General features: G+C 64.3%; 18 protein-coding genes and 1 tRNA gene. 6 read left to right on the top strand and 13 right to left on the bottom strand.

The window, feature by feature from the left end; translation table 11 throughout:
- Positions 1-63: 63 nt before the first annotated feature.
- The gene (locus AC07VH_RS19725; protein WP_494787439.1) at positions 64-1,161 is read left to right on the top strand and encodes a serine hydrolase domain-containing protein; all 1,098 of its coding nucleotides are present in this window, start codon (positions 64-66) and stop codon (positions 1,159-1,161) included.
- Here AC07VH_RS19725 and pth read toward each other — a convergent pair whose 3' ends face one another.
- The 7 genes from pth to AC07VH_RS19690 all read right to left on the bottom strand — a co-directional run bounded on the left by pth (position 1,162) and on the right by AC07VH_RS19690 (position 7,261).
- Complete coding sequence (pth, locus tag AC07VH_RS19720) at positions 1,162-1,746, bottom strand: aminoacyl-tRNA hydrolase (RefSeq protein ID WP_475413768.1); 585 nt, start codon at positions 1,744-1,746, stop codon at positions 1,162-1,164.
- A gap of 115 nt (positions 1,747-1,861) precedes the next feature.
- Entirely contained in the window at positions 1,862-2,470 is a 609-nt protein-coding gene (locus tag AC07VH_RS19715) for a 50S ribosomal protein L25/general stress protein Ctc (protein WP_034753273.1), read from the bottom strand.
- A gap of 166 nt (positions 2,471-2,636) precedes the next feature.
- Positions 2,637-3,587 (bottom strand): ribose-phosphate pyrophosphokinase, encoded by a 951-nt coding sequence (locus AC07VH_RS19710; protein WP_034753270.1) that lies wholly within the window; start codon positions 3,585-3,587, stop codon positions 2,637-2,639.
- A gap of 150 nt (positions 3,588-3,737) precedes the next feature.
- Positions 3,738-3,814, bottom strand: a tRNA-Gln gene (locus AC07VH_RS19705).
- Positions 3,815-3,892: 78 nt separating this feature from the next.
- A complete protein-coding gene (gene ispE, locus AC07VH_RS19700) occupies positions 3,893-4,777 on the bottom strand; it encodes a 4-(cytidine 5'-diphospho)-2-C-methyl-D-erythritol kinase (protein ID WP_494787440.1) in 885 nt (294 codons plus the stop codon).
- Positions 4,774-5,424: an outer membrane lipoprotein LolB gene (locus tag AC07VH_RS19695; RefSeq protein ID WP_489629122.1), complete on the bottom strand. Its 651-nt coding sequence runs from the start codon at positions 5,422-5,424 to the stop codon at positions 4,774-4,776. The genes ispE and AC07VH_RS19695 overlap by 4 nt, the downstream gene beginning before the upstream one ends.
- Positions 5,425-5,485: 61 nt before the next feature.
- The gene (locus AC07VH_RS19690) at positions 5,486-7,261 is read right to left on the bottom strand and encodes a tetratricopeptide repeat protein (RefSeq protein WP_494787441.1); all 1,776 of its coding nucleotides are present in this window, start codon (positions 7,259-7,261) and stop codon (positions 5,486-5,488) included.
- A 167-nt stretch (positions 7,262-7,428) separates the two neighbouring features.
- Here AC07VH_RS19690 and mutM point away from each other — a divergent pair, with 167 nt between their 5' ends.
- From mutM to AC07VH_RS19665, 5 genes are read left to right on the top strand one after another with little or no spacing between them, the layout of a single operon-like run.
- Positions 7,429-8,265 (top strand): bifunctional DNA-formamidopyrimidine glycosylase/DNA-(apurinic or apyrimidinic site) lyase, encoded by an 837-nt coding sequence (gene mutM / locus AC07VH_RS19685; protein ID WP_475413764.1) that lies wholly within the window; start codon positions 7,429-7,431, stop codon positions 8,263-8,265.
- Positions 8,266-8,287: 22 nt separating this feature from the next.
- Positions 8,288-10,189 carry a dynamin family protein gene (locus AC07VH_RS19680; protein WP_494787442.1) on the top strand — a complete coding sequence of 634 codons (1,902 nt, stop codon included), beginning with the start codon at positions 8,288-8,290 and terminating at the stop codon, positions 10,187-10,189.
- A gap of 34 nt (positions 10,190-10,223) precedes the next feature.
- On the top strand, positions 10,224-11,387 hold the full coding sequence (gene mutY, locus AC07VH_RS19675) for an A/G-specific adenine glycosylase (RefSeq protein ID WP_494787443.1): 1,164 nt from the start codon (positions 10,224-10,226) through the stop codon (positions 11,385-11,387).
- Entirely contained in the window at positions 11,387-13,180 is a 1,794-nt protein-coding gene (locus tag AC07VH_RS19670; protein WP_494787444.1) for a sensor histidine kinase, read from the top strand. Before mutY ends, AC07VH_RS19670 begins: the two co-directional genes overlap by 1 nt.
- Positions 13,177-13,800, top strand: a complete 624-nt coding sequence (locus tag AC07VH_RS19665) for a response regulator transcription factor (protein WP_494787445.1) — start codon at positions 13,177-13,179, stop codon at positions 13,798-13,800. The genes AC07VH_RS19670 and AC07VH_RS19665 overlap by 4 nt, the downstream gene beginning before the upstream one ends.
- Here AC07VH_RS19665 and AC07VH_RS19660 read toward each other — a convergent pair.
- The 6 genes from AC07VH_RS19660 to AC07VH_RS19635 all read right to left on the bottom strand — a co-directional run bounded on the left by AC07VH_RS19660 (position 13,797) and on the right by AC07VH_RS19635 (position 24,183).
- Complete coding sequence (locus AC07VH_RS19660; RefSeq protein ID WP_494787446.1) at positions 13,797-17,018, bottom strand: molybdopterin dinucleotide binding domain-containing protein; 3,222 nt, start codon at positions 17,016-17,018, stop codon at positions 13,797-13,799. The two genes, AC07VH_RS19665 and AC07VH_RS19660, sit on opposite strands and share 4 nt — an antisense overlap.
- Before the next feature lie 10 nt (positions 17,019-17,028).
- On the bottom strand, positions 17,029-18,141 hold the full coding sequence (nrfD, locus tag AC07VH_RS19655) for an NrfD/PsrC family molybdoenzyme membrane anchor subunit (protein WP_494787447.1): 1,113 nt from the start codon (positions 18,139-18,141) through the stop codon (positions 17,029-17,031).
- A gap of 3 nt (positions 18,142-18,144) precedes the next feature.
- Complete coding sequence (dsrO, locus tag AC07VH_RS19650) at positions 18,145-18,855, bottom strand: sulfate reduction electron transfer complex DsrMKJOP subunit DsrO (RefSeq protein ID WP_475413757.1); 711 nt, start codon at positions 18,853-18,855, stop codon at positions 18,145-18,147.
- 350 nt (positions 18,856-19,205) lie between these two features.
- Complete coding sequence (locus AC07VH_RS19645; protein ID WP_494787448.1) at positions 19,206-20,342, bottom strand: deoxyguanosinetriphosphate triphosphohydrolase; 1,137 nt, start codon at positions 20,340-20,342, stop codon at positions 19,206-19,208.
- 1 nt (position 20,343) lies between these two features.
- Positions 20,344-21,963, bottom strand: a complete 1,620-nt coding sequence (aroKB, locus tag AC07VH_RS19640; protein ID WP_475413755.1) for a bifunctional shikimate kinase/3-dehydroquinate synthase AroKB — start codon at positions 21,961-21,963, stop codon at positions 20,344-20,346.
- A gap of 39 nt (positions 21,964-22,002) precedes the next feature.
- Complete coding sequence (locus AC07VH_RS19635; protein ID WP_494787449.1) at positions 22,003-24,183, bottom strand: Ig-like domain-containing protein; 2,181 nt, start codon at positions 24,181-24,183, stop codon at positions 22,003-22,005.
- Positions 24,184-24,200: the final 17 nt, after the last annotated feature.

Below are 24,200 nucleotides of genomic sequence, written 5' to 3'. Positions count from 1 at the left end.
TAATTAAATCATGTTTTGCGACCATTTTAACATGTTCACCCTACCCTATCGACTGGAGACACCATGAAAACCCTGCTTGCCGCACTCGTTTGCAGCACCGCCTTTTTGCTCAGCGGCGCCGCCCGCGCCCATGACTTGAACGCCATGCTGCAACAGGCGCTGGCCGACAAGAGCGTGCCGGCCATGGCCATACTCGTGATCCGCGACGGCAAGATCGAGGCGCAGGCGCAGGCGGGCGTACGGGCCAATGACGGCCACGACGCCGTGCGTGCCGACGACGTGTGGAATATCGGCTCCGACGGCAAGGCCATGACGGTGACCCTGATCGCGCGGCTGGTGGAACGGGGCCTGCTGTCGTGGGACGCGCCGCTGTCAAGCATGCTGCCCGCGCTGAGTGCCGGCATGCGCGCCGAGTACCGCGACGTCAACCTGATGGATCTGCTGTCGCACCGCGCCGGCCTGCCGCCCAATCCGGACGAGACATGGATCAATGCCACCTACACGGACGCGCGCCCCTTGCCGCTGCTGCGGCTGGAGTACGCGCAGCGCGCGCTGGCGGACGCGCCCGTGGCCGCGCCGCGCGGCGAATCGCATTACTCGAACAGCGGCGCCATGATCGCCGCCGCCATCGCGGAGCGTGTCACGGGCAAGACGTACGAGGAGTTGATGCAGGCGGAAGTGTTCGGCCCGCTGGGCATGCGGGCCGCCTTCGGCCCCACCGTGCGCGGACAGAACCTGGGCCACAAGAAAGGCAAGCCGATCGCCGGCTTGATGGCCAGCAATCCGCTGATGATGGCGCCCGATGGAGAAATTCACCTGAGCATGCAAGACTGGGCCAAGTTTGCGCTCGATCAACTGCATGGCGAGCAGGGCAAGGGCAGGCTGCTGAAACAGGAAACGTATGTCTTGCTGCACACGGCGCAGGGCGACACGCATGCGGCCTTGGGCTGGGGCGTGATGCACTTTCCACCGCAAGCGCCGCAGCGAGTGCTCACTCACCTTGGCTCGAACGGCTACTGGCACGCACTGATCGCGCTGGCGCCCGGCAGCGGCGACGGCCTGCTGATCGCCGCCAACGCGGGCGACGGCAGCAGCGCCCAGGCCAGCCAGCAGCAGATGGCGAAAACCATCATGGCCGGCTTCGGCAAGGCGGGGAAATAATTACGCGGTGTGCAGCTTCATCGTCGCCGCCTCGAACTTGCCGTCGACGATCAGCGGCATGACCTGCAAGGATTTGTCGATCGCCTGCTCGATCAGTTCCTGGTCTTCGCGGCGCGGGCGGTGCAGCACGAAATCGGCCACCTGCTGCTGCAGGCTCAGGGTGCGCGGGTGGCCGATGCCCAGGCGCAAGCGCCAGTAATCCTGCGTGCCCAGCGCGGCCGTGATGTCTTTCAAGCCATTGTGGCCGCCGGCCGAGCCGCCCTTTTTCAGGCGCGCGATGCCGGGCATCAAGTCGAGTTCGTCGTGCACGACGAGCACTTCATCGGCGGCGATCTTGAAAAAGCGCGCCAGCGCGCCCACGGACTGGCCCGAGCGGTTCATGAAGGTCAGCGGTTCGAGCAGCCAGACTTCGTTGCCGCCGATGGACGTTTTCGCCAGCATGGCGTTATAGCGCGAATCGCGCTGCAAACGCGTGCCGGGCAAGCTGTTGGCAAGGTTGTCCACCAGCCAGAAGCCGGCATTGTGGCGGGTTTGTTCGTATTCGGGTCCCGGGTTGCCGAGGCCGACGATCAGGCGTATGGGCATGGCTGTGTCTGCAATGTAAAAGAAAGCATTATCGGTGAAAACAGGCGGAAAAAAACCCGCGCGGCGAACCTGGCGGGTTTTTCCTTGCGACTACCGCATTGCTGCGGCGGCAGAATTACTTCTTGTCAGCAACAACTTCAGCAGCAGCGGCTTCAGCAGCAACGTGGCCAGCCGGTACCGAAGCGGTAGCGATGGTCAGGTTGGCGCCGTGGGTGACAGCGGTCACGCCAGCTGGCAGGACCAGGTCGCCAACGTGCAGCGAGTGGCCGACGTCGATGTTCGACAGGTCAACGTTGATGAATTCTGGCAGTTGGCCTGGCAGGCACGAAACTTCGATTTCGTTGGCTACGTGGCTGATGGTCGCGCCGTGCAGTTTGACTGCCGGGGAAACGTCAGCGTTGATGAAGTGCAGCGCCACTTTCACGTGGATAGCTTGCTTAGCGTCAACGCGCTGGAAGTCAGCGTGCAGAACCAGTTGTTTGTATGCGTGGACTTGGAAGTCGCGCAGCAGAACTTGCTGGGAAACGCCGTCGATTTCCAGATCCAGGATCGACGAGTGGAACACTTCTTTTTTCAACGCGTGGTACAGGGCGTTGTGATCCAGCGAGATCAGCACAGGGGCTTCAGCGCCGCCGTAGACGATACCAGGGGTTTGGCCGGAAATGCGCAGGCGGCGGCTCGCTCCGGAACCTTGCAATTCGCGTTTAAATGCGATAACTTTCATGTGAAACTCCAAGAAGAACAAGGCTTGCGCCTTGTGTTATGAGGACTCCCGCGACCAGGAACCCTCGAAAATGGGTGCAAAACACCCCGAAAACTAAAACACTGCGGCGCAACAGGCAAAAGCCGGTCGCGCCGCAGGCATTACGTCTGTTGCTGCTCTTGCCGAATTAATCGATGAACAGCGAGATGACCGAGTCACCCTTGATGATGCGCTTGAACGTCTCGGCCAGCAGCGGCGCGCACGTCAATTGACGGATCTTGCCGCAGGCCAGGGCCGCTTCGGACAGGGGGATCGTGTCGGTCACGACCAGCTCATCGAGCGGCGAGGCCGAAATACGGTCGATCGCCGGGCCCGACAGCACCGCGTGCGTGCAATACGCCACGACTTTTTTCGCGCCGCGTTCCTTGAGCACTTCGGCGGCCTTGGTCAGGGTGCCTGCCGTGTCGACCATGTCATCCATGATCACGCAGTTGCGGCCTTCGACTTCACCGATGATGTTCATCACTTCGGACACGTTCGCTTTTGGACGACGCTTGTCGATGATGGCCAGGTCGCAGCCCAGGCGTTTTGCCAGGGCGCGCGCACGTACCACACCGCCGACGTCCGGCGACACCACCAGCAGATCCTGGTAGTTTTTCTTTTGCAGGTCGCCCAGCAAAATTGGCGAAGCGTAGATATTGTCGACTGGGATATCGAAGAAACCTTGAATCTGGTCAGCGTGCAAGTCCATGATCAGGACGCGCTCGACACCGGCTTCTTCCAGCATGTTCGCCACCACCTTGGCCGAAATCGCCACACGCGCGGAGCGTGGACGACGGTCTTGGCGGGCGTAGCCGAAGTAAGGAATCGCGGCGGTGATGCGGCCAGCGGAAGCACGTTTCAAGGCATCAACCATCAGCATGATTTCCATCAGGCTGTCGTTGGTTGGAGCACAGGTGGATTGCAAAACAAAAACATCCTTGCCGCGTACGTTTTCGTTAATCTCGACCATTACTTCGCCGTCGGAGAATTTCGAAACGTTTGCTTTACCGAGAGGGATGCCGAGGTTTTTTGCGACCCCCTCTGCCAACGCTGGATTCGCGTTGCCGGTAAAAACCATCAGGTTTTCGTAAGCCATGGGAGTCCCAAGAGGTGATATAGAAGTCTTGAAAAGCACTAACCGGGCATAGGCCCGGTCAGTCATTGTTTAGAATATGCCGCGTGGCGGCACATCTGCTTTTTCCCGTACTGGACGCCAACTTCGCATCGACAGACTACGGTGAAATGGTGGCAGGGGAAGAAGGATTCGAACCTTCGCATGCTGGAATCAAAATCCAGTGCCTTAACCAGCTTGGCGATTCCCCTACGTTACTGACTGCTTGCCGTCATGTTGGCCAGTATTATACCGACTATTTGACGCTAAGCAAAATCTTTTTTTGCTCTCTACAACATGGTGAGCATCGGGTGGCGATTCAGCGCTTTTGCCTTCCAGGCGTTCCAGACTGGTGGCACATTGCTGAGCACCGCATCCGCTTCTTCCTGACTGCCAAACGCACTAAACACACAAGCACCGGAACCAGTCATCCTGGCTTCACCGTAAGCACCCAGCCATTCTACCGCATCTGCTACCGGCTTGAAAAGACTGCATGCCACTTGCTGTAAATCATTCTTTCCGAACCCGCCCGCATCGTTTCCTTCTGCGAGGTACCTGGAAAAGTCCGCTATTGTGACGGGTTCGGTATTTCTCGTCAAGCCTTCCGCGCAAAAAATTGCGGCGGTCGGCACTTGCACGCCCGGCTCGATCACCACATACCAGCATGCGGGCGTGGCGACGGGCTGCAAGGCTTCGCCCACGCCTTCGGCAAAGGCGTTTTCGCCAAAGATGAAAAACGGGATATCGGCGCCCAGCGGCAAGCCGAGCGCCATCAATTCCTCGCGCGTCAAACCGGCCTGCCACAGGCGGTTCAGCGCCATCAGCGCCGTGGCCGCGTCGGACGAGCCGCCGCCGAGGCCGCCGCCCATGGGCAGCACCTTGTCGATGGCGATATCGACGCCGCGCGGCAAGGCGCCCGTGCGGCGCAATACTTCCGCCTGCAGCAATGTCGCGGCGCGGATGATCAGGTCCTGCTCCTGCGGCACGCCGGCCAGCTCCGTCACGCGGACAATCGCCGTGTCGTCGCGCAGCGCGAAGTGCAGGGTGTCGCCATGGTCGAGCAACTGGAACACCGTCTGCAGCAGATGGTAGCCGTCGGCGCGGCGGCCGTTGACGTGCAAAAAAAGGTTCAGCTTGGCGGGAGCCGGGCAGTTATTCAGGGTCGTCAACGTCATTGTGCTTGAGCCGATGGGGCGGGATCGAGGACGATGCGCAGCGAGACGGCATCGGCCTGCGCGCTGGCATTGCGTTCGGCATCGATACGCCGCGGTTGGGGCAAGGCGCCCGGTGTGTTGCCGGCCGCATTTTGCCCTATTTCTTGCCACGACACATAGCGCAAGCGCCAGCCATCTTTGGTCGTCACGCTGTCGTTGGCCGGCGAAGCGATGAAACGCTTGCCGTCGGCGCCCACGGCATAGCCTTGCAGCCAGTCGCGCAAGCCCGACACGGGCAGGGACCAGCCCAGCAGCTGCGCGCTCAGGGTGTCGACGTCGGGCGCGCTGCGCGGCGCCTTGCCGCTTTGCGTCAACACGGCCTCTTGCGGCGTGACGGCGATCGTCGCCAGCGTGCTGCCGACGGGAGAATACAGGGTCACGTCCGTGCGCTGCGCCGTCTGCTGCCAGTTGAAATTGACGGTGGCCGATTCGGGCTTGTCATCCTTCTGGTACACGACGTTCAGGCGGCCCGTCAGCTCCACCTGTTCGCGGTAGGGCGCGACGGTGTTGGCGGATGGCGCGGCGCCGGACGAGAATGGGGAACTCAGGGTCGAGCAGGCCGAGAGGGACAGGCAGACGAGAGCGAGGGGAAGCAGTTTTTTTAACATGGGCACAAGGAAAAACCAGCGCCATGGCGCTGGTTTTTTATAGTTGAGTTAATCGATTCAATCACAGACTGACATTCAGGCGCGCCAAGGTGCTTTTCAGCGCATCGTTTTTCGGGTCCTTGCCTTGCGCCTCGCGCCACAGCTTTTGCGCTTCGGCCTTGTCGCCCTTCTGCCACAGCACTTCGCCCAGGTGGACGGCGATTTCCGGATCGCTGCGCACGGCATAGGCGCGGCGCAGCGCGTTTTCCGCGGCGGCCAGGTTGCCCATGCGGAATTGCACCCAGCCCATGCTGTCCATGATGAACGGGTCGCCCGGCGCCATCTGCAGGGCTTTGTCGATCAGCGCATGGGCTTCCTCGAGGCGCAGGCCCCGTTCGGCCAGAGAATAACCGAGCGCGTTGTACGCATGCTGGTTGTCGGGCGCCAGCGCCATCACGCGGCGCAGGCTCGCTTCCATCAGCTCGAATTTGTCCAGGCGCTCGGCCAGCAAGGCGTAGTCGTACAGCAGTTCCGGATTGTCGGGGAAGCGCAGCAAGGCGTTTTCCAGCACCGTGTAGGCGCTTTGCACATAGCCGGCGTCGCGCAGGAATTGCGCGTCGACCAGCAGCACCTGCGCCTGGCTTGCAGGATCGTCCGTTTCGATTTCCGTCAGCGCCTTGCGCGCCGCATCGAGATTGCCGCCGCGGGCGATCAGCTGGGCGCGGCGCAAGCGCGCCTCGACATAGCCGGCCGACGCACTGTTGTCGACCTTGTCCAGCCAGGCGATGGCGCCCGCCGTGTCGCCGCGCGTCTCGGCGATCTGCGACAGGATCATCAGGGCCTTGAACGGATCGCGCGTGTCGCCGGGGGATTTTTCGAGCACGCCCAGGAAGCGCTTGAAGTACTGCTCCGCACCCTTGGTGTCTTCCAGCTGCAGCGCCACGATGCCAAGCGCATACAGGGCGCCCACGTTATCGGGCGCGCTTTTCAGCAGCAGCAGGAACTGCTCGCGCGCCGGTTCCAGCTGCTTCTGTTCAACCAGCAGGCGCGCGTATGCGCCGCGCACTTCGACGGCGTCCGGGTTCTTTTGCAGGAACGCGGCCAGCACCTTGCCCGCCGCCTCCGGTTCGCCCGTCACCTGCGCCAGGGTCAGCACGGCCAGCTCGGAGTTCGGCTTGATGGCCAGCGCCTTGTTCGCTTCGCCGATGGCGCGCTCACGCTCGCCGATCGACAGGGCGCCCTGCGCCAGCACCAGGTGCGCTTCGAACATGTCCAGGTAGGGCTGCACCAGGCGCGTCACCATCGAATAGGCGTACAGCTTGTCATTCGAGCGCGACAAAATCTGCTGCATCTGGAACAGGGCCACGCCCCGTGCGCCTTGCGGCGCATTGGCCAGGCGTTCGGCGAAGATCGGTTCCGCTTCCTCGATCTTGTCCGTCAATACGACAAAGCCGAGGAAGAACTGCGTCGCCTCGTCCGAGTCGGGCGCCAGCTCGCGCCACAGCCGGATGGCCGCCAGCGCCTCGCTGCCCTGCTTGGCGGCCAGCGCCATTTCGGAAGCGCGGCGCGCCAGGCGCGGATCGCGCGTCTGCTGCGCCGCCACCATCATCGTCACGTACGGCCCCTGCCACTGGCCGCTCTTGAATTCCATTTCGGCCTTGGTCAGCTTGTACAGCAAATCGCTGCTCAACTCGACCTTGGGCAAACCGTCCGCCTTGGCGTCCGCGCCCTCTTCCTGCGGCGCGGGCGCGGACGCAGGGGGGCTGGCCGCGGCATCGGCGGGGACGGCAGGCGTCTGTGCCATGGCATGCGTGGCCATCAGGGCGGACAAGGTTACAATGGCGAAAGCGTTTTTCAAAGGCTGATCCTGGCTAAACGGCAAAGTTTGATTCTACGCCCAACGCGGCTATCGCGTACTTCACGTATGTAACGAAATATATACGTCGCGGCGGCGTGGCCTGCCAAAGCCAGCCCTCGGCCCGCAAGCCGCCTGTTTTTTACCCGGTTTTCAACCATTCGAGCCCTATGCCAGAATTGCCAGAAGTCGAAGTCACACGGCGCGGTGTCGCGCCCCACCTCGAAGGGCGCGCCGTGCGCTCCGTCGTGCTGCGCCGCGACGGCCTGCGCTGGCCCTTCCCCCCTGCCCTGGGCGAACAATTGTCGGGGCAAACCATCGGCCTGACGGGGCGGCGCGGCAAATACCTGCTGATCCACTTCCGCCACGGCACCCTGATCATCCACCTGGGCATGTCCGGCCATTTGCGCGTGCTGCCGACGGGGACGGAAGCGCAAAAGCACGACCATTTCGACCTCGTCGTGGAGGATGAGGACGGCGGCAGCCAGGTGCTGCGCATGACGGACCCGCGCCGCTTCGGCGCCGTGCTGTGGCACGACGAGGCCGACGGCCCGCTGGACGGCCACGCGCTGCTGCGCGGCCTGGGCACGGAGCCGCTCGAAGGCGGCTTCACGGGCCAGTTGCTGTTCGAGAAAACGCGCAACAAGGGCACCAATATCAAGCAGGTGCTGATGGCGGGCGACATCGTCGTCGGCGTGGGCAATATCTATTGTTCCGAAAGCCTGTTCCGCGCGGGGATCAACCCGAAGACGCCGGCCCGGCGCATCGGTCTGGCCCGCTATGAAAAACTGGCGCAGGCGATCCGCGACGTGCTGGCCGAAGCCATCGTGCAAGGCGGCAGCACCCTGCGCGACTTCATCGGAGTGAACGGCCAGTCCGGCTACTTCCAGCAGACGTATTTCACGTACAACCGCGCGGGCAAGCCCTGCCGCGTCTGCGGCGCGCCTATCCGGCAAATCGTGCAGGGACAGCGTTCCACGTTCTACTGCGTGCATTGTCAAAAGTAAGCACACTCACAGAGGGAGCCAGATGGTCAGAGACCTGGAACAATACAGCGCATGGCGCCAGGACGTGCAGGCCGCCTTGCAGGCATACCGGCAAGCCGCCGGCGCGGCGGGCCTGGTCGACGGCGCCTCCGCGCTGCGCCTGGCGCGCTGTGGCTCCCGTCTGCTCGATGACCGTCTATCCGTCGCCTTCGTGGCGGAATTCTCGCGCGGCAAATCCGAGCTGATCAACGCCATCTTCTTTGCCGGCTACGGCCAGCGCATCCTGCCCTCGGGCGCGGGCCGCACCACCATGTGCCCCACCGAACTGCTGTACGACGCGGCCTGGCCGCCATCGATCCGCCTGCTGCCCATCGAGACGCGCGCGCAGAACCTGTCGACCAGCGACTACCGCGAACTCCCCGCCGCCTGGACCGTCCTGCCCCTGAATATCGAGGCGGGCGGCGACATGCAGGAAGCCATCCGCCAGGTCAGCCTGACGAAAAAAGTCGGCGTGGAAGAGGCGGCGCGCTACGGCCTGTATGACGCCGGCGATGCGGACGCGCCGGCCATGCTCGACGAGCACGGCCAGGTGGAAATCTCGATGTGGCGCCACGCCATCATCAACTTCCCCCATCCGCTGCTGAAACAGGGTCTGGTCATCCTCGACACGCCGGGCTTGAACGCCATCGGCACGGAGCCGGAACTGACATTGAACCTGATCCCGAATGCGCACGCGGTGCTGTTCATCCTGGCGGCCGACACGGGCGTCACGCGCAGCGACATCGAGGTGTGGCGCAACCATATCGGCGCCGGCGCGGGACGCCTGGTGGTGCTCAACAAGATCGACAGCATGTGGGACGAATTGCGCGGCGATGCCGAGATCGCGCAGGCGATCGAACGCCAGCAGGCCAGCGTGGCCCACTTGCTGACGCTGGACGCGGGCCAGGTGTTTCCCGTCTCGGCGCAGAAGGCCCTGGTGGGCAAGATCAACCACGATGCGGCGCTGCTGGAAAAAAGCCGCCTGCAGGCGCTGGAGACGGCCCTGTTCGAGGAGCTGATCCCCGCGCGCAAGGACATCATCCGGCGCCAGCTGGCGTTCGACCTGGACGCCATCGAAGCGGCGCAGCAGGTGCAGGCGGCGGCCCGCGCGCGCGGCATCGCCGAACAGCTGCACGAGCTGCACAGCCTGCGCGGCAAGAACCAGAGCGTGATCGCCCACATGATGCGGCGCGTCGACATCGAGAAGAAGGAATTCGACAGCAGCCTGTTCAAGCTGCAAGCCACGCGCGCCGTGTTTACCCGCCTGTCGACGGAACTGTACACAAGCCTGGGCATGGACATCGTGCGCGACGATATCGACGGCGTGCGCGCCGCCATGCAGCGCAGCCGCTTTTTCACGGGCTTGCGCGAGGCCGTGCGCCAGTATTTCGAGCGCATCGGCCAGAACCTCGACCGCTCGGAAGGCAAGACGGCCGAGATCACGGAGATGATGAACGTGATGTACCGCAAATTCGCTTCCGAACATGGCCTGGCGCTGGCCTTGCCGATGCCGTTTTCGCTGGCCCGCTACCGCCAGGAGATCGCCGACATCGAGGCCGTCTACCATAAACAGTTCGGCACGGCGACCCTGCTGACCACCAGCCGGGTCGTGCTGATGGAAAAATTCTTCGACACCATCGCCTCGCGCGTGCGCCGCAGTTTCACCAACGCCAATGACGATGCCAGCGCCTGGCTGAAAGTCATCATGGCGCCCCTTGAGGCGCAGATCGTCGAGTACAAGGAACAGCTGAAACTGCGCTTTGCCTCGATCCAGCGCATCCACGACGCCACGGGCAGCCTGGAACAGAAAATCGCCGGCTTCGAGGCGAGCCTGGCGGCGCTCGAACGCGACAAGGCGCAACTGGCGCAATTGCTGGCGGCCTTGCGCGCAGCCAGCGCCGCATGAACCCTACGCACTGAATACAACACTGGAATCCTGCATGAAACGTCTGCTGCATCCGCTCTCGCCCGCCACGGGCGCGGCCCCCTTGGAAGACTATATCGACCCGACTTTTTCCGCCACCGTCATTGCCTGGCAAAAGCAGCATGGCCGCCACGCGCTGCCGTGGCAAAACACGCGCGACGCCTACCTGATCTGGCTGTCCGAAATCATGCTGCAGCAAACGCAGGTCACCGCCGTACTCGCTTACTACGCGCGCTTCCTCGAACGCTTTCCCACCCTGCGCGAACTCGCTAGCGCGCCCGTCGAAGACGTGATGGCGCAGTGGAGCGGCCTCGGTTACTACACGCGGGCGCGCAACCTGCACAAGTGCGCGCAGCGCGTGGTGGCCGAATACGACGGCGTTTTCCCCAGCGACCCGCTGCTACTGGCCGAGCTGCCCGGCATCGGCCGCTCGACGGCGGCCGCCATCTCCGCGTTTTCCAGCGGCACGCGCGCGGCCATCATGGACGGCAACGTCAAGCGCGTGTTTGCGCGCACCTTCGGCATCGACGCCTATCCCGGCGAAAAGCGGGTCGAGGAAGCCATGTGGCGCCGCGCCGAAGCGCTGCTGCCTGAAACAGGTATCGAAGCCTACACGCAGGGCCTGATGGACTTCGGCGCCACACTGTGCACGCGCAGCAGCCCCGATTGCGGCCGCTGCCCGCTGCAGCCGCGCTGCGTGGCCTACGCTACCCATCGGGTCAAAGACTTACCTGTACGCAAGCCGAAGAAAACCAGCCCGGAAAAACACGCCGTCATGCTGGCCATCATCGACGATGGCCAGGTGCTGCTGGAGCAGCGCCCCGGCTCGGGCATCTGGGGCGGCCTGCTGTCGCTGCCCGAACTCGATGGCCACGTGCTGGCCGATGCTGACGCACCGCGCGAGATAAGCCAGGAGGCGCTGGCGCGCGCCGTGGCGCCGTTCGGCGCCATCGAAACGCAGGAACGGCTGCTGCCCATCGTGCACGTGTTTACCCACTACAAGCTGCACATCGTCCCCTGCCGCATCACCCTGGCGCGCCGTTTGGCGCTGGCCGGGGAAGCGACGCACGTCTGGTACGACGGCGCGAGGATCGCCGACGCGCCGCTGCCCGCACCGATCAAGAAACTGCTGCTCGACCTGTTCGGCGATGCGCGCACGGCGCAGCGCAGCATGTTCTAGTGCGGCGTTTATTACTGTTCGCGCTGGCGGCGCTGTGTTTGCACGGCACTCAAGCGGCTGACGAGCTGCCGGAGGTACGCATCGGCGTGCTCGCCTACAAGGGCGGCGACGCCGTGCAGCAGGACTGGTCGTACGTGACGCGCCACCTGCAGGCGAACATTCCCGGCATCCGTTTTACATTGGCCGACTATGACCAGGCGGGATTGACGCGCGCCGTACAGGCGCAGGCCATCGCCTTTGCCATCACCAGCAGCGGCCACTACGTGGCGCTCGAACACAGCGACGGCGCCAGCCGCATCGCCACGCTCGAATCGCCGTGGACGGACTCGCCGCGCCAGGCCATCGGCTCGGCCATCGTCGTGCGCAGCGCGTCGCCGCTGCACGACCTGGCCGACCTGGCGGGCAAGAACGTGATGGCCGTGGCGCCCGACGCGTTTGGCGGCTACCAGATCGCCGCGCGCGAACTGCAGGAAGCGGGCATCGATCCCACGCACGATTTTGCCAGCCTGCGCTACAGCGGCTTTCCCTCGCAGCAGATCGTCGAGGCCGTGCGCGCGGGCCGCATGGATGCCGGCATCGTGCGCACCTGTCTGCTGGAACAGATGGTGGCAAGCGGCGAAGTACGGGCCGAGGAACTGCGCGTCATCACCACGCGTCCGATTCCCGGTTTTCGCTGCGCCAGCTCGTCGCGGCTGTATCCGGACTGGCCCTTCGTGGCCCTGCGCCAGACGCCGCCCGCGCTGGCGAAAAAAGTGGCGCAGGCCCTGCTGGCCATGCCGCGCACCGGCGAGGGCTACAGCTGGACGGTGCCCAGCGATTACCAGATCGTCGACGAACTGTTCCGCGAACTGCGCATCGGCCCCTACGCCTACCTGAACAAGCTGACGTTCGAGACGGCCCTGCGCCGCTACTGGGGCTGGATGCTGCTGGTGCTGGCCTTGCTGGTGGCGTGGGCAGTGCACACGGTGCGCGTGGAATACCTGGTCAGCCGGCGCACGGAACAATTGCGCGCGGCCCAGCACCAGCAGCGCGCGCTGGAAGAACAGGCGCGCCAGCGCCAGGCCACGCTCGACCACACGGCGCGCCTGGCCATCCTGGGCGAGATGGCCAGCGCCATCGCGCACGAATTGAACCAGCCGCTGGCGGCCATCGGCAATTTCGCGCGCGGCATGGCGCGCCGCATCACGGCGGGACGGCTGGACGCGGCGCCCTTGCTCGACGGCGCGCAGGAAATCGCCACGCAAAGCGAGCGCGCGGGCGCCATCATCCGGCACATCCGCGCGATGGCGCAAAAGCGTCCCGCGCACAGCACGGCCTTCGCCCTGGCCGACGCTGTGGAGCAAGCGGTATCGCTGTTCCGCGCGGCCCATCCGCAAGCGAGCATCAGCTGGCGTCACGAGGCGGTCAGCGCTGCACCGCGCGTGCTGGCCGACCCGCAGCAGGTGCAGCAGGTGCTGCTCAATTTATTGAAAAATGCGCTCGACGCGCAGGTGGAAAACGACCATCCGCAGCATCCGATCGGCGTGCTGCTGCACCGGGAAAACGGCGCCTGCACGGTGGCCGTGCGCGACGCCGGCTGCGGCCTCGATGCGGCGCAGATGGCGCGCCTGTTCGAACCCTTCTTTACCACCAAGGCCGAAGGCCTGGGACTGGGCATGTCGCTCAGCAAAAGCATCATCGAGTCGTTCGGCGGCAGCCTGTCGGCCCATGCCAACGCCGATGCGCCAGGCTTGACGGTCTGGTTCCGCCTGCCCGAAGATACGCATATGGAAGCAGATAAGGAAACACCATGAATGAAAGCGATGCGATCATCTTTGTCGTCGACGACGACGCCGCCATGCGCCGCTCGCTGGCCTATCTGTTCGATTCGGCCGGCTGGCAAGTGCAGACGTTCGAATCGGCGCGCGACTTCCTGCAGCGCTACGAGGGCCATGTGCCCGGCTGCCTGCTGCTCGACGTGCGCATGCCGCTGATGAGCGGGCTGGAACTGCAGCAGGAGTTGAATAACAGGACCGGACACGCCATATCGCTGCCCGTGATTTTCCTCAGCGGCCACGGCGACCTGGCCATGGCCGTGCAGACGATGAAGGCGGGCGCCTGCGATTTTCTGGAAAAGCCGTGCAAGGACCAGGTGCTGCTCGATGCCGTCAGCCGGGCCGTGGCCCGCAGCGTGGAAGAAAGCCGCAGCGCCGCCAGCGCGACTACGGCGCAAACGGCGCTGGCCAGGCTCACCGCGCGCGAGCGCGAAGTGGCGCTGCTGATGGCCGAAGGCAAGGCTTCGAAAGTCATCGCCCGCGAACTCGGCATCAGCGACAAGACGGTGCAGGTGCACCGCCATAACGCGATGGAAAAACTGGGCCTGCATTCAGCAGCCGAGGTGGCCCGGCTGCTGATGGCCGGCGGCGCAATTTAAGCCCGCACGATGCGCGCCGGCAGCCCCTGCCGCACCGACGTGCCCGAGACGGGATCGACGAACACGTTCTTGTCGCCGCGGCTCGGGTCCGTCAATCCCAGGTCGTTCAGGTTGATGCCCGCGCCGATGGCCGGTTCGTCGGGCTGGCGCAGCTTGCCGATGCGGTGGGCGCGCGCGCCGTGCTCCTTGTGGCCGAAACCGTGTTCGACGGCGATCACGCCGCGCTGCACGCCATGGCGCAGCATCACCGTGGCCCTGGCCCTGCCGCCCGGCGTCTCCAGATAAATCTGGTCGCCATTCTCCAGCTTCAGGCGCGCCGCATCGTCGGGATGCACGGCGACGGGGTTGTCCGGATGGATGCCGCGCAAGCGCCGCGCGCCGATGCTGTACGAGTTCTGCAGCGCCGATTTAAAACTGATCAATTCGAACGGCCATTCGCTGGCAGGGTAGGTTTTGCGCACGGGCGTGCCGTCGGCAAACGCCGCCACCCTCCACGCGGGCGTGCCGGGGAAACGCTTGCCGCTCAGGCTATTCTTGCTCACGCCCAGCCCCTCGTTGTACAGCATCATCGGTTTCAGGTAGCGGTGCGTGGACCAGTCCTGCGGATACGGCGCCTCGTCGGCCACCGGGACAGGCGCCGCGGGCGCCTTGGCATTCGCTGGCGGCGGCAGGCGCAGGCCGAACATCTCGCCATAGCTCTGGTAGCGCCCTCCCCGCGCCAGCATGAAGGCCACCTTGCGCCACTCTTCCGGCTTCAGGGTGCGTTCCAGTTCGGGGCGGATGCGCGCCACGCCGGACAGCGCGATGTCGTCGTCGCTCGCCTCCGGCACGGCCGTCTTGCCCTGCCAGGCGATGTTGGCGCCGCCGCGCAGATACCAGTCTTCCGCGCGCTGCAGGGGGAAGCGCTGGCCCTCCATGTCCTGCAGGGCTTCCGGGCCGAAGCCGGGCAAGGCCATCGTTTTTGCCAGCGCGATGAAGAACGATTCCATGCAGATGGTCTGGCCGTCCGGCGTCTTTTGCACGCGCGGTTCGACCACGGGCCAGCGCGCCGTGCTCATTTTGACGGGCATGCCGCCCCAGGCGCCAGCCCAGCCCCAGCTTTCATACAGCAAGGTATCGGGCAGCAGGTAGTCGGCAAACGCGGAGCTTTCATTGATGAAGGGGTCGATGGCGACGATCAGGGGAATCTTCTTCGGATCGGCCAGCTCCTTGCCGATCTGCGCGCGCAGCCCCGTGATGCCGTACACGGGATTGCAGCTCCACAGGATCAGCGCCTTCAAGGTGTACGGATAGCCGTTCATGGCGCTGGTGAGCCACTCGGTCGCCAGCGCGGGCGCGTTCGGATACCACGGCGCCTTGGCCGGATACGCCTTGCCCGCTTCCTTCTTCAGCTTGAATTCCGAGGTTTTTTCATACGGTACGTTGCGCCCGATGGGCATGCCGGCAGCCTTGATCTCGCCGTCGAAACTCTCGAGGTTGTAGCGCGGGCCAGGGCCCGCATCCTTGAAGCTGCCGCCGTTGACGAGGGTGCCGCCCTTGCGGTTCAAGTTGCCGATCAGGGTATTGAGCATGACCAGCGCATACGCGTTATAAAAGCCGGCGCCCGACATCATGCCGCCGTGCGCATTGACGGCCGCGCGCTTGCCATGGCTGGTCAGTTCCCGCGCCAGGCCTTCGATGATGTCAAGCGGGATGCCGCAGGCGCTGGAATAGTCCTCCATGCTGTGGCGCTGCGCTTCTTCGTTGAGCATCGTCATGGCCGTCTTCAGGTGCAGCGGCGCGCCAGCCACGTCCAGCGGGCCGTCGAAGAACAGGCGCGCTTCGCCCTTGGCGCCGTTGTGCGGCACGATCGCTTGCGTGGCCGCGTCGATCACGCAGAATGCGTCGCCATCCTTGTAGCGCTCCTCTTCCGCCAGTTCCACCGCGCCGATGTCGGACGCGCGCAGGTAACGGCCGTCGCGCGGATGGCCCTTTTCGCTGATGATCAGATGCGTGGCGTTGCACCAGGCGGCCTCGCCCGCCGCTTCCGCCACCTTCAGGTTCGGCTGCACGAGGAAGTTGCGGTCATAGCGTTCCTGCTCGATGATCCAGCGGATCATGGCCATGGCCAGCGCGCCATCCGTGCCCGGCTTGATCGGCACCCAGCGGCTGCGGTCGCCCGCGGCCAGGCTGTCCGCGTTCGTCAGCACGGGGTCGACGACGACGTAGCTGAATGCGCGCTTGCCCGAGCGGGCCTTCGCGATCAGCGTGCCCTGGCGCTTGAACGGGTTGCCCGCATTGCCCGGCGCCGTGCCGACGAAGATGCAGAACTCCGTGTTTTCCAGGTCCACTTTTGCGTGCGGCATTTTCTTCATGTCGCCGAACATGGCGCCCGAGCCGCTGCGGTAGGCGCCGCCGCAATACGAGCCGTGGTTGACCAGGTTCAAACTGCCGTACGACTGCTTGAAGAAGCGCGTGCCGAACGCCAGGCGGCCATCGTCGGTGCTGCACATCAGGCCCACCTGGTTGACTTGCGGCCCCAGTTCCGGCTGCGCCGGATCGATCGGTTTTTCCAGCTCGCGCAAGGCGCGCAAGCCCTGCACGTGGCCTTCGCCGAACAGGTCGCCGCCTTCCGTCACTTCCTTCACCAATTGGTCGAAGGCGATCGGCTCCCACTGGCCGCCGCCGCGCGGTCCCACGCGCTTCATGGGCGCCAGCACGCGGAACGGCGACTCCATCTGTTCCAGCACGCCGTTGCCGCGGCCGCAAGCGGTGGAGCGCCCCTTCAAGCCCTTTTCCTCGAAACGCGACAGGGAAATGAAGCTGTCGCGTATCGGGGTCTGGTACGGCAGCGCCGGATCGGCCGACAGGGGGCTGTAGGGATTGCCCGCCACGCGCAGCACCTTGCCGCTTTTTTTATCCAGGCGCACGCGCACGCCGCAAAACGTGGTGCAGCCCATGCACATGGTGTAGCTGACCTGCTGGTCGGGATTGACCGTCAGTTTGCCCGTGGCCGTGTCGACGGAAAACTCGGGCGCCAGCGAATTGCCGTGCAAGCGCTGTACAGGTTTGTCCTTGCCCAGCGCGTGGTCGACCATGCGGCCGGCCGTGGTGGAAAAGCTGGCGGCAAACGCGGCCAGCCCGCCGCCGATGGCGCCGTAGCGCAGCAGCTTGCGGCGTTTTTCTTTTTCGTCTTCAGGGACGTCATTGCGGTCGTCGTTGTGTATTTGATCGTTCATTGTTGACTCCTCAGTGCGTGGCCATGGCGGGACGGCTGCGTGCAGCGACGACGCGTCTGGCCCATGGCAAAAATTCCAGCATCAGCAACAGCAGCGCGATCCACAGGCCCGCCGTGCCGATAATCCCCATCAAGCCGTCGTTCCCCATCGGCAGGTGGTAGTCGTACAGGCCCGCGCCCGTTTTCGGGATGTTCTGGCCGCCGATGAAGATCGTCCAGCGCATCATCCAGGCGCTGTGCAGCGCGATCAGGCCATTGACCAGGCCACTCGTGGCGGGACGCCAGATGGCCAGCGCCATCGGCACGATGGACGACAGCACGGCCCAGACGGCCGTGAACTGCCATTGCGGCATGCCCGCCACCTGGGTAAAGGCCATGCTGTGGCTGGCGCTCACACCGGACAGGCTGACGAACAGCCAGCCGCCGCCCAGGGCCAGCACCAGCGCCAGCGACAGGGCCAGCGCGCGGTTCAAGGACACTTCCAGCGCCTGGTCGCGGCCCGGCAGGAAGCGGTTGAACAGCAGCGCCAGGCCCACCGCCCCGACAAAGGCCGTGGCGGCAAATTGCGCCGGCAGGAAGGGCGTAAACCACAGGGGACGGGCACGCACCACCATCACTTCCATGCCCGTGTACAAGCCCACGACAAAGGCGGCGAGCAGGGTGAAGGCGGCGGCGGTGACGATGGCCTTGCGCGATGCGGCGCCGCCACGTCCCAGCAGGCGATAGGCAAAGGCCAGGCGGTCCTGACCCTGCCCCCGCGTGGCGAAGTCCACGCGCAGCGCCAGCCACGCGTACAGCATCAAGCAGCCCAGATACAGGGGAATGAAGAACGAGCCCCACGACATCCACGACTGCGGCTGGAAGTAAATATAGAAATGGTAGAAGCGGCCCGGCCCGTGCAAGTCGGCCAGCAGCGCCACGGGCGCCGTCATGCCGCAGACGAGGGACGCCAGCAGCGCGATGCGTCCCAGGCGTTCATACGCCTTGCGGCCGAAGACGAAGTACGGCAGGGTCAGCATGAAGCTGCCGTAACTGAGGCCGATGAGGAAAAAATACTGCACCGCCCACGGCAGCCATGCCGCTTCGCGCGTGACGTTGACAATTTCGGTGATGTGGCTGTCCATGGTTTATTTCCCGTGTTTGCTCGGTTGCCAAAGTGTCGCTTCGCCCTCGACGTGGCCTGCGAAGCGCGTGTCCAGTCCCAGGTAAAACACGTGGGGCTGGGTGCCCTGCTCGGGTTTGAGCACCTTCACCTTGTTCTCGGTCAGCAGCTGGTGCACCATGCTGTCCGGATCATTCAGGTCGCCGAAGATGCGCGCGCCGCCCACGCAGGTTTCCACGCAGGCCGGCAGCAAGCCTTCGTCGACCCTGTGCGCGCAGAACGTGCACTTGTCGGCCTTGCCCGTCTCGTGGTTGATGAAGCGCGCGTCGTAGGGACAAGCCTGCACGCAGTAGGCGCAGCCCACGCAGCGGTCGCCGTCGACGACGACGACGCCATCCTTGCGCTGGAAGGTGGCGCCCACGGGACAGACGGGAATGCAGGGAGGATTGGCGCAGTGGTTGCACAGGCGCGGCAGCATGTAGGTGCCGCAGCGGTTCTCTTCCTTGACTTCATAGGTCGAGACGACGGTGCGGAAGCTGTTTTCCGGCACGGCGTTTTCCATGATGCAGGAGACCGTGCACGCCTGGCAGCCGATGCATTTCTGCACGTCGACCACCATCGCCCAACGCTGCCCGCCCTCGCCCCTGGTGGCGGCCTTGCCGGGCAGCGGCGCGATAGCTGCCCCGACGGTAATGGCGGGCAAGGCGCGCAAGAAACTGCGGCGCGATTCGATCATGACACTCTCCTTGACTATGGGCGGCAAGCCCTTGTTGACTTGCTGCCATGATAGAAAAGAAGGGGCTACAGGGGTATTGGGGTGATCGTGCGGGAACCTAGATGATCATGCCGATTGACAGGATCGACAATGCGGAGTAGGCCGGATTAGCGGGGCCGCCGAGGCGCGCCAGCGCGTAATCCGACAACCTTGCTGGCATGAAGTGTCGTGGCATCGCGCAGACATGTCGGATTACGCTGCGCTAATCCGACCTACGTCAGATTCCCCATGACCGCTTGCATTGGTAGGTCGGGTTAGCCGGCACGGCGTAACCCGACATGAAGGCGGGGATGCAGTCCACGCAGTGACCGTTACAGCTCGTCGAGCGAATACAGACGACGGTGCTCGCGGATCGCGTAGCGGTCCGTCATGCCGGCGATGTAGTCGGCGATCTTGCGCGCCTGCTTTGTCACATCATCGCCGCTGACCTGATAATCGGGCGGCAGCAGCGCCGGTTCGGCCATGAAGCTGTCGTACAGTTCGCGCACGATGCGGCTCGCTTTGACGCGCATGCGGTTGACCTGGTAGTGGCGGTACAGGTTCGCGCGCAGGAAGCGCTTCAGCTCCGTCGCATCGCGGCGCATGGCGTCCGAAAAACGGATCAGCGGCGGGCTGGCGCGCACTTCGCTGACATCGCGGGGAGCGGCGTCCGCAATCAGGGCCGTCGACGTGACGATCAGATCGTCGGCCAGGGCCGTGATCAGGCGGCGCAGGGTTTCGTAGATGGCGCGCCGGCCCGACAGGCCGGGAAACGCCTGCTGCACGTCGCGCCACAGGCGGCCGAAGAACTCCACCTCTTCCAGCTGGGCGATGGTGATCAGGCCCGAACGCAGGCCGTCGTCGATATCGTGGCTGTTGTAGGCGATTTCATCGGCCAGGTTGGTCAGCTGCGCTTCCAGCGTCGGTTGCGTGCGGTCGATGAAGCGCTGGGCCACGGGACCGAGTTCGCGCGCATGCGCGAGCGAGCAGTGCTTCAAGATGCCTTCGCGCGTCTCGAACATCAGGTTCAAGCCGTCGAAGGCGCCGTAGTGCTCTTCCAGGGTGTCGACCACGCGCAGGCTTTGCAGGTTGTGCTCGAAACCGCCGTGCGCCTGCATGCACTCATTGAGCACGTCCTGGCCCACGTGGCCGAACGGCGTGTGGCCCAGGTCATGCGCGAGCGCGATGGCTTCGACCAGGTCTTCGTTCAGGCGCAGGTTGCGCGCGATGGAGCGGCCCACCTGTGCCACTTCCAGGCTGTGCGTGAGGCGCGTGCGGAACAGGTCTCCCTCGTGATTGAGGAAAACCTGGGTCTTGTATTCGAGGCGGCGGAAGGCCGAGGAATGGATGATGCGGTCGCGGTCGCGCTGGAACTGGCTGCGCGAGGCGTGCGCCGCCTCGGAAAAGCGACGTCCCTGCCCCTGTGCCGAATGGGCCGCATAGGGAGCAAGGAAGTCTTCGGGCAGCATGTTATTGCACTCCGGCGGCCAGGGTGGCCAGCACAAGTTCGTGCGGCGCGGACGTGATGCACGGGCTGCCCAAGGGTTTCAACAGGATGAACTTGATGGCGCCGCCCTCGTTCTTCTTGTCCACTTCCATCAATTCCAGCCAACGGTCGACACCGAGGTCGGGCGCCTTGACCGGCAGACCGGCGGCGGCGACGAGCTTGCGCACGCGCTCGACGGCCGCCTGGTCGATATAGCCCATGCGGCACGACAGGTCGGCCGCCATCACCATGCCGCAGCCGACGGCTTCGCCGTGCAGCCAGTGGCCGTAGCCCAGGCCCGCCTCGATGGCGTGGCCGAAGGTGTGGCCGAAGTTCAGGATGGCGCGCAAGCCGCCTTCGCGCTCGTCCTGGCGCACCACGTCGGCCTTGATTTCGCACGAGCGGGCGATCGCATACGCGAGCGCGCCCTTGTCGCGCGCCATCAGCTTGGCCATGTTCGCTTCGATCCAGTCGAAGAACGCGGCATCGATGATGGCGCCATGCTTGATCACTTCGGCCAGGCCGGCCGACAGCTCGCGCGCGGGCAGGGTTTCCAGGGTCGAGGTGTCGGCGATCACGGCGCGCGGCTGGTAGAAGGCGCCGATCATGTTCTTGCCCAGCGGGTGGTTGATGCCCGTCTTGCCGCCGACGGAGGAATCGACCTGCGCCAGCAGGGTGGTCGGTACCTGCACGAAGCCGATGCCGCGCATGTAGCTCGCGGCCGCGTAGCCGGTCAGGTCGCCGATCACGCCGCCGCCCAGCGCCACCAGGGTGGTCTTGCGGTCGCATTTATTGGCCAGCAGCGCGTCGAAGATCTGCATCAGGCTGGCCCAGTTTTTGTATTCTTCGCCGTCCGGCAGGACGATGCTGATCACTTCGCGGCCATCGCTGGCCAGCGCCGCCTGCAGGCGGCCCAGGTACAGCGGCGCGACGGTGGTATTGGTGACGATGGCCACCTTGTGGCCGCTGATATGGCGCAGCAGCGCATCGGCGTCGGCCAGCAGGCCGGGACCGATGGCGATCGGATAACTGCGTTCGTCGAGGTCTACGCTCAACAACATTTTGGATTGCTCGTTCATCGAAGGCTCTGCATGAATGACGCAGTTGGGCGAGGCCTCGCATTCGAGGCTGGCCAGCTGCATCAGGATGGTCTGAACCATCGATTGTACGTTAGGACGGCCCGTGTCGATGACAATGTCGGCCACTTCCATGTAATGGGGCTCGCGCTGCGCCGTCAATTCTTCCAGCTTGCCGCGCGGGTCGGCCGTCTGCAGCAGGGGGCGGTTCTTGTCGTGGCTGGTGCGCGCGAGGATGTTGCTGACGCTGGCGCGCAGGTAGACGACCGTGCCCCGCTCCTTCAGGTAGGCGCGGCTGTCGGCGTTGAGGATGGCGCCGCCGCCCGTGGCCATGACGATGCCTTCCTGGGCGCTCAGGTCGCGGATGACCTCGGCCTCGCGCCGGCGAAAGCTGGCCTCACCCTCGATTTCGAAGATCCACGGGATGGTCGCTCCCGTGCGTGCCTCGATTTCGTGGTCGGAATCGACAAAGCGCAAGCCCAGCTTGCGGGCCAGGATGCGCCCGATCGTGGTTTTGCCTGCGCCCATGAGGCCTACTAAAAACAGATTTTGCATGTGCTGCGACAGTTAATTTGGATTACGACAATCAGTGGCTTGTCCATACGGACTAATGACGCCTGGAGGTGAAACATCCACGCGGTTAAAGTCCGTAGCCAGCCCCGGAAGCAAAGTGTAACCGACATAAGTTGCCTCCGTCCCGGAACTATTGCCGCGAATCGTCAATTCGACGTCCAGCCAGTTGGCTCTGTCGCGCGGATAAGTCAGGGTAACCATCGCCGTTCCCGAGCTGTCCGTCTTGCCGCCGGTCGACAGATTGAGCGGAATGCCCGGGTCGAGACGGCCATTCAGGTTAAGGTCGTTATTCGGATCGAAGGCGCCAGTGCGGTTTCGGTCTTCATTGTCACATGCGTTCGCTGTCCTGACGACTATCCACGACTGGGCAAGCAGGGAATATTGCAAATAACCCTTGTAATAATAGCGGGGCCAGGCAGCGGCCGTGATGATCACGTCCGGCACGGGATTACCGGCGGCATCCGTCACAAACACGCTATACGTCTTGCGGTAGGTGCTGCTGTCGGAGGCGTCGAGCGCGTTGCCGCTGCCGGCGCTGATGAACAGCGATTTTTTCGTCACCGTCAGCTTGACCGTGGCGGCATTGCTCGACACGCCCTGCAGTTGTGCCTTGATAACGACGCCATCGACGCCGGTGGTGCCCTGTCCCGCGATATAGCTGACCGTGGCCACGCCATCGCTGTCAGTGGCAACCAGCGAAGGGGAACTCAGGGAGCCATTGCTGGCATCGGCCTGGATCGAGAAGCTCACCTGCGCATTCTTGACCAGGTTGTTTTCCGCCGTGCCATCGCGCACGATGGCACGCAAGGCGCTGCGCTGCGCCGTGCTGCCGGCCGTGTTGGCGCCGATGACCGCGGGGTCAGCTTGCAGGCTGATCGTGGCCTGGGCCGTCAGTGGCGCAACGAACTCCACTTCCGACTGCACCAAGACGCCGCTGTCTTCGTACTTCGCCGTCAGGGCGGTCAAGCCGGCGCCGCTGGCTTTCACGTAGGCGATGGCATTGCCGCCCACCAGCGCCAGCGGCGCCTGCAATGGTGTGCCGCAGGCGGCATCCTGGTAGATGGCGCCGCGCGACGTGCTGAAACGCACATTGCCCGTTTGTGGCACGCCAGCCACATCGCTATGCACCGTCACCGCATAACAGGTATTCGTGTTCAGGGTCGCTAACACAACATTGCTGCCCGATACGGCATTGATCGTGAAGTTCGATGCATTAATTGCAATTGGCAACACGACGCTGTCACCCTGCGCCTTGACGCTGATGCTGTCGCTGCTGCCCGTCTGGGCGTTATAGCTCAACACCAGCTGGCCGTTGTTGTCGGTCAGCGCTGGACTGGCGCCGCCGCCCTTGACCGTGATGGCATTGCTGCGGGCGCTGAATGTCACCGGCTTGCCAACGAGGGGATTGCCGCTCGAATCGACCAGCTTGACCACCATGTCGGTGCTCGTCTTCAGGTTGACCGTCGAAAAGGCACTGATGACCAGCCGGGTGCCGCTGACGCCGATGTCCGTGCTGGCCGTCTGTGCGCCGGCGCTGGCCGTGACCTTGATCGTGCGCAAGCTGGCGTCGCCACCCGTATTCAGGCTGACCAGCGCCTGTCCCTGGGCATTGGTATTGACCTTTGTCGCACCCAGCGCGCCCGAATCGGCGCTGAACGTCACGCTGGCATTGGGCACGACGGCATTGTTGGCGTCTTTGACAAAAGCGATCATGTTGACGGCGGTACCGCCCGAGGAAGCGAGAGTGCCGCCGGAAGACGTCAGCAGCAAGCTGGCAATGCCGGAGGTGACGGGCACGACTTTGACCACCACGGGGGCCGATTCGATGCCGCCGCTGCTGGCCTTGATGGTGATGTCGCGCAAGCTCGCATCGCCTTTCACGCTGAGTTTTTCCGTCACCGTGCCATTCGCGTCCGTCACGCGGTTGGTGTTGCTGATGGTACCGGAACTGGCCGTGAAGGTCACCGTCTGGCCTGCCATGGCATTATTGCCGGGATTTTTCACCACTGCCGTCAGCACGACTTCCGTGCCGTCCGCGCCCGAAGCCACAATCGTCGTTGCGCCAGCCACCAGTACCACACTGCCGACACCGGCATTCGCGCCATCCTTGACGCCCAGGGTCGGATCGCCGCCACCGCCGCCACACGCGGCCAGTACAGTGCCAATGACCAGCAAAGCCAGCCAATTCGATA

This window comes from Janthinobacterium sp. GW821-FHT03C10, from assembly GCF_059420865.1.
This window is presented reverse-complemented; position numbering and strand designations above follow the sequence as displayed.

What these genes read in the sequence shown, in the direction of transcription:
- AC07VH_RS19725 (WP_494787439.1), top strand. Translation starts at nt 64, where the DNA reads ATGAAAACCCTGCTTGCCGCACTCGTTTGCAGCACCGCCTTTTTGCTC.
- pth (WP_475413768.1), bottom strand. Translation starts at nt 1,746, where the DNA reads ATGCCCATACGCCTGATCGTCGGCCTCGGCAACCCGGGACCCGAATAC.
- AC07VH_RS19680 (WP_494787442.1), top strand. Translation starts at nt 8,288, where the DNA reads ATGGTCAGAGACCTGGAACAATACAGCGCATGGCGCCAGGACGTGCAG.
- AC07VH_RS19665 (WP_494787445.1), top strand. Translation starts at nt 13,177, where the DNA reads ATGAATGAAAGCGATGCGATCATCTTTGTCGTCGACGACGACGCCGCC.
- nrfD (WP_494787447.1), bottom strand. Translation starts at nt 18,141, where the DNA reads ATGGACAGCCACATCACCGAAATTGTCAACGTCACGCGCGAAGCGGCA.
- AC07VH_RS19660 (WP_494787446.1), bottom strand. Translation starts at nt 17,018, where the DNA reads ATGAACGATCAAATACACAACGACGACCGCAATGACGTCCCTGAAGAC.
- AC07VH_RS19645 (WP_494787448.1), bottom strand. Translation starts at nt 20,342, where the DNA reads ATGCTGCCCGAAGACTTCCTTGCTCCCTATGCGGCCCATTCGGCACAG.
- mutY (WP_494787443.1), top strand. Translation starts at nt 10,224, where the DNA reads ATGAAACGTCTGCTGCATCCGCTCTCGCCCGCCACGGGCGCGGCCCCC.
- aroKB (WP_475413755.1), bottom strand. Translation starts at nt 21,963, where the DNA reads ATGGGCGCAGGCAAAACCACGATCGGGCGCATCCTGGCCCGCAAGCTG.
- dsrO (WP_475413757.1), bottom strand. Translation starts at nt 18,855, where the DNA reads ATGATCGAATCGCGCCGCAGTTTCTTGCGCGCCTTGCCCGCCATTACC.
- ispE (WP_494787440.1), bottom strand. Translation starts at nt 4,777, where the DNA reads ATGACGTTGACGACCCTGAATAACTGCCCGGCTCCCGCCAAGCTGAAC.
- AC07VH_RS19710 (WP_034753270.1), bottom strand. Translation starts at nt 3,587, where the DNA reads ATGGCTTACGAAAACCTGATGGTTTTTACCGGCAACGCGAATCCAGCG.
- AC07VH_RS19715 (WP_034753273.1), bottom strand. Translation starts at nt 2,470, where the DNA reads ATGAAAGTTATCGCATTTAAACGCGAATTGCAAGGTTCCGGAGCGAGC.
- AC07VH_RS19695 (WP_489629122.1), bottom strand. Translation starts at nt 5,424, where the DNA reads ATGTTAAAAAAACTGCTTCCCCTCGCTCTCGTCTGCCTGTCCCTCTCG.
- mutM (WP_475413764.1), top strand. Translation starts at nt 7,429, where the DNA reads ATGCCAGAATTGCCAGAAGTCGAAGTCACACGGCGCGGTGTCGCGCCC.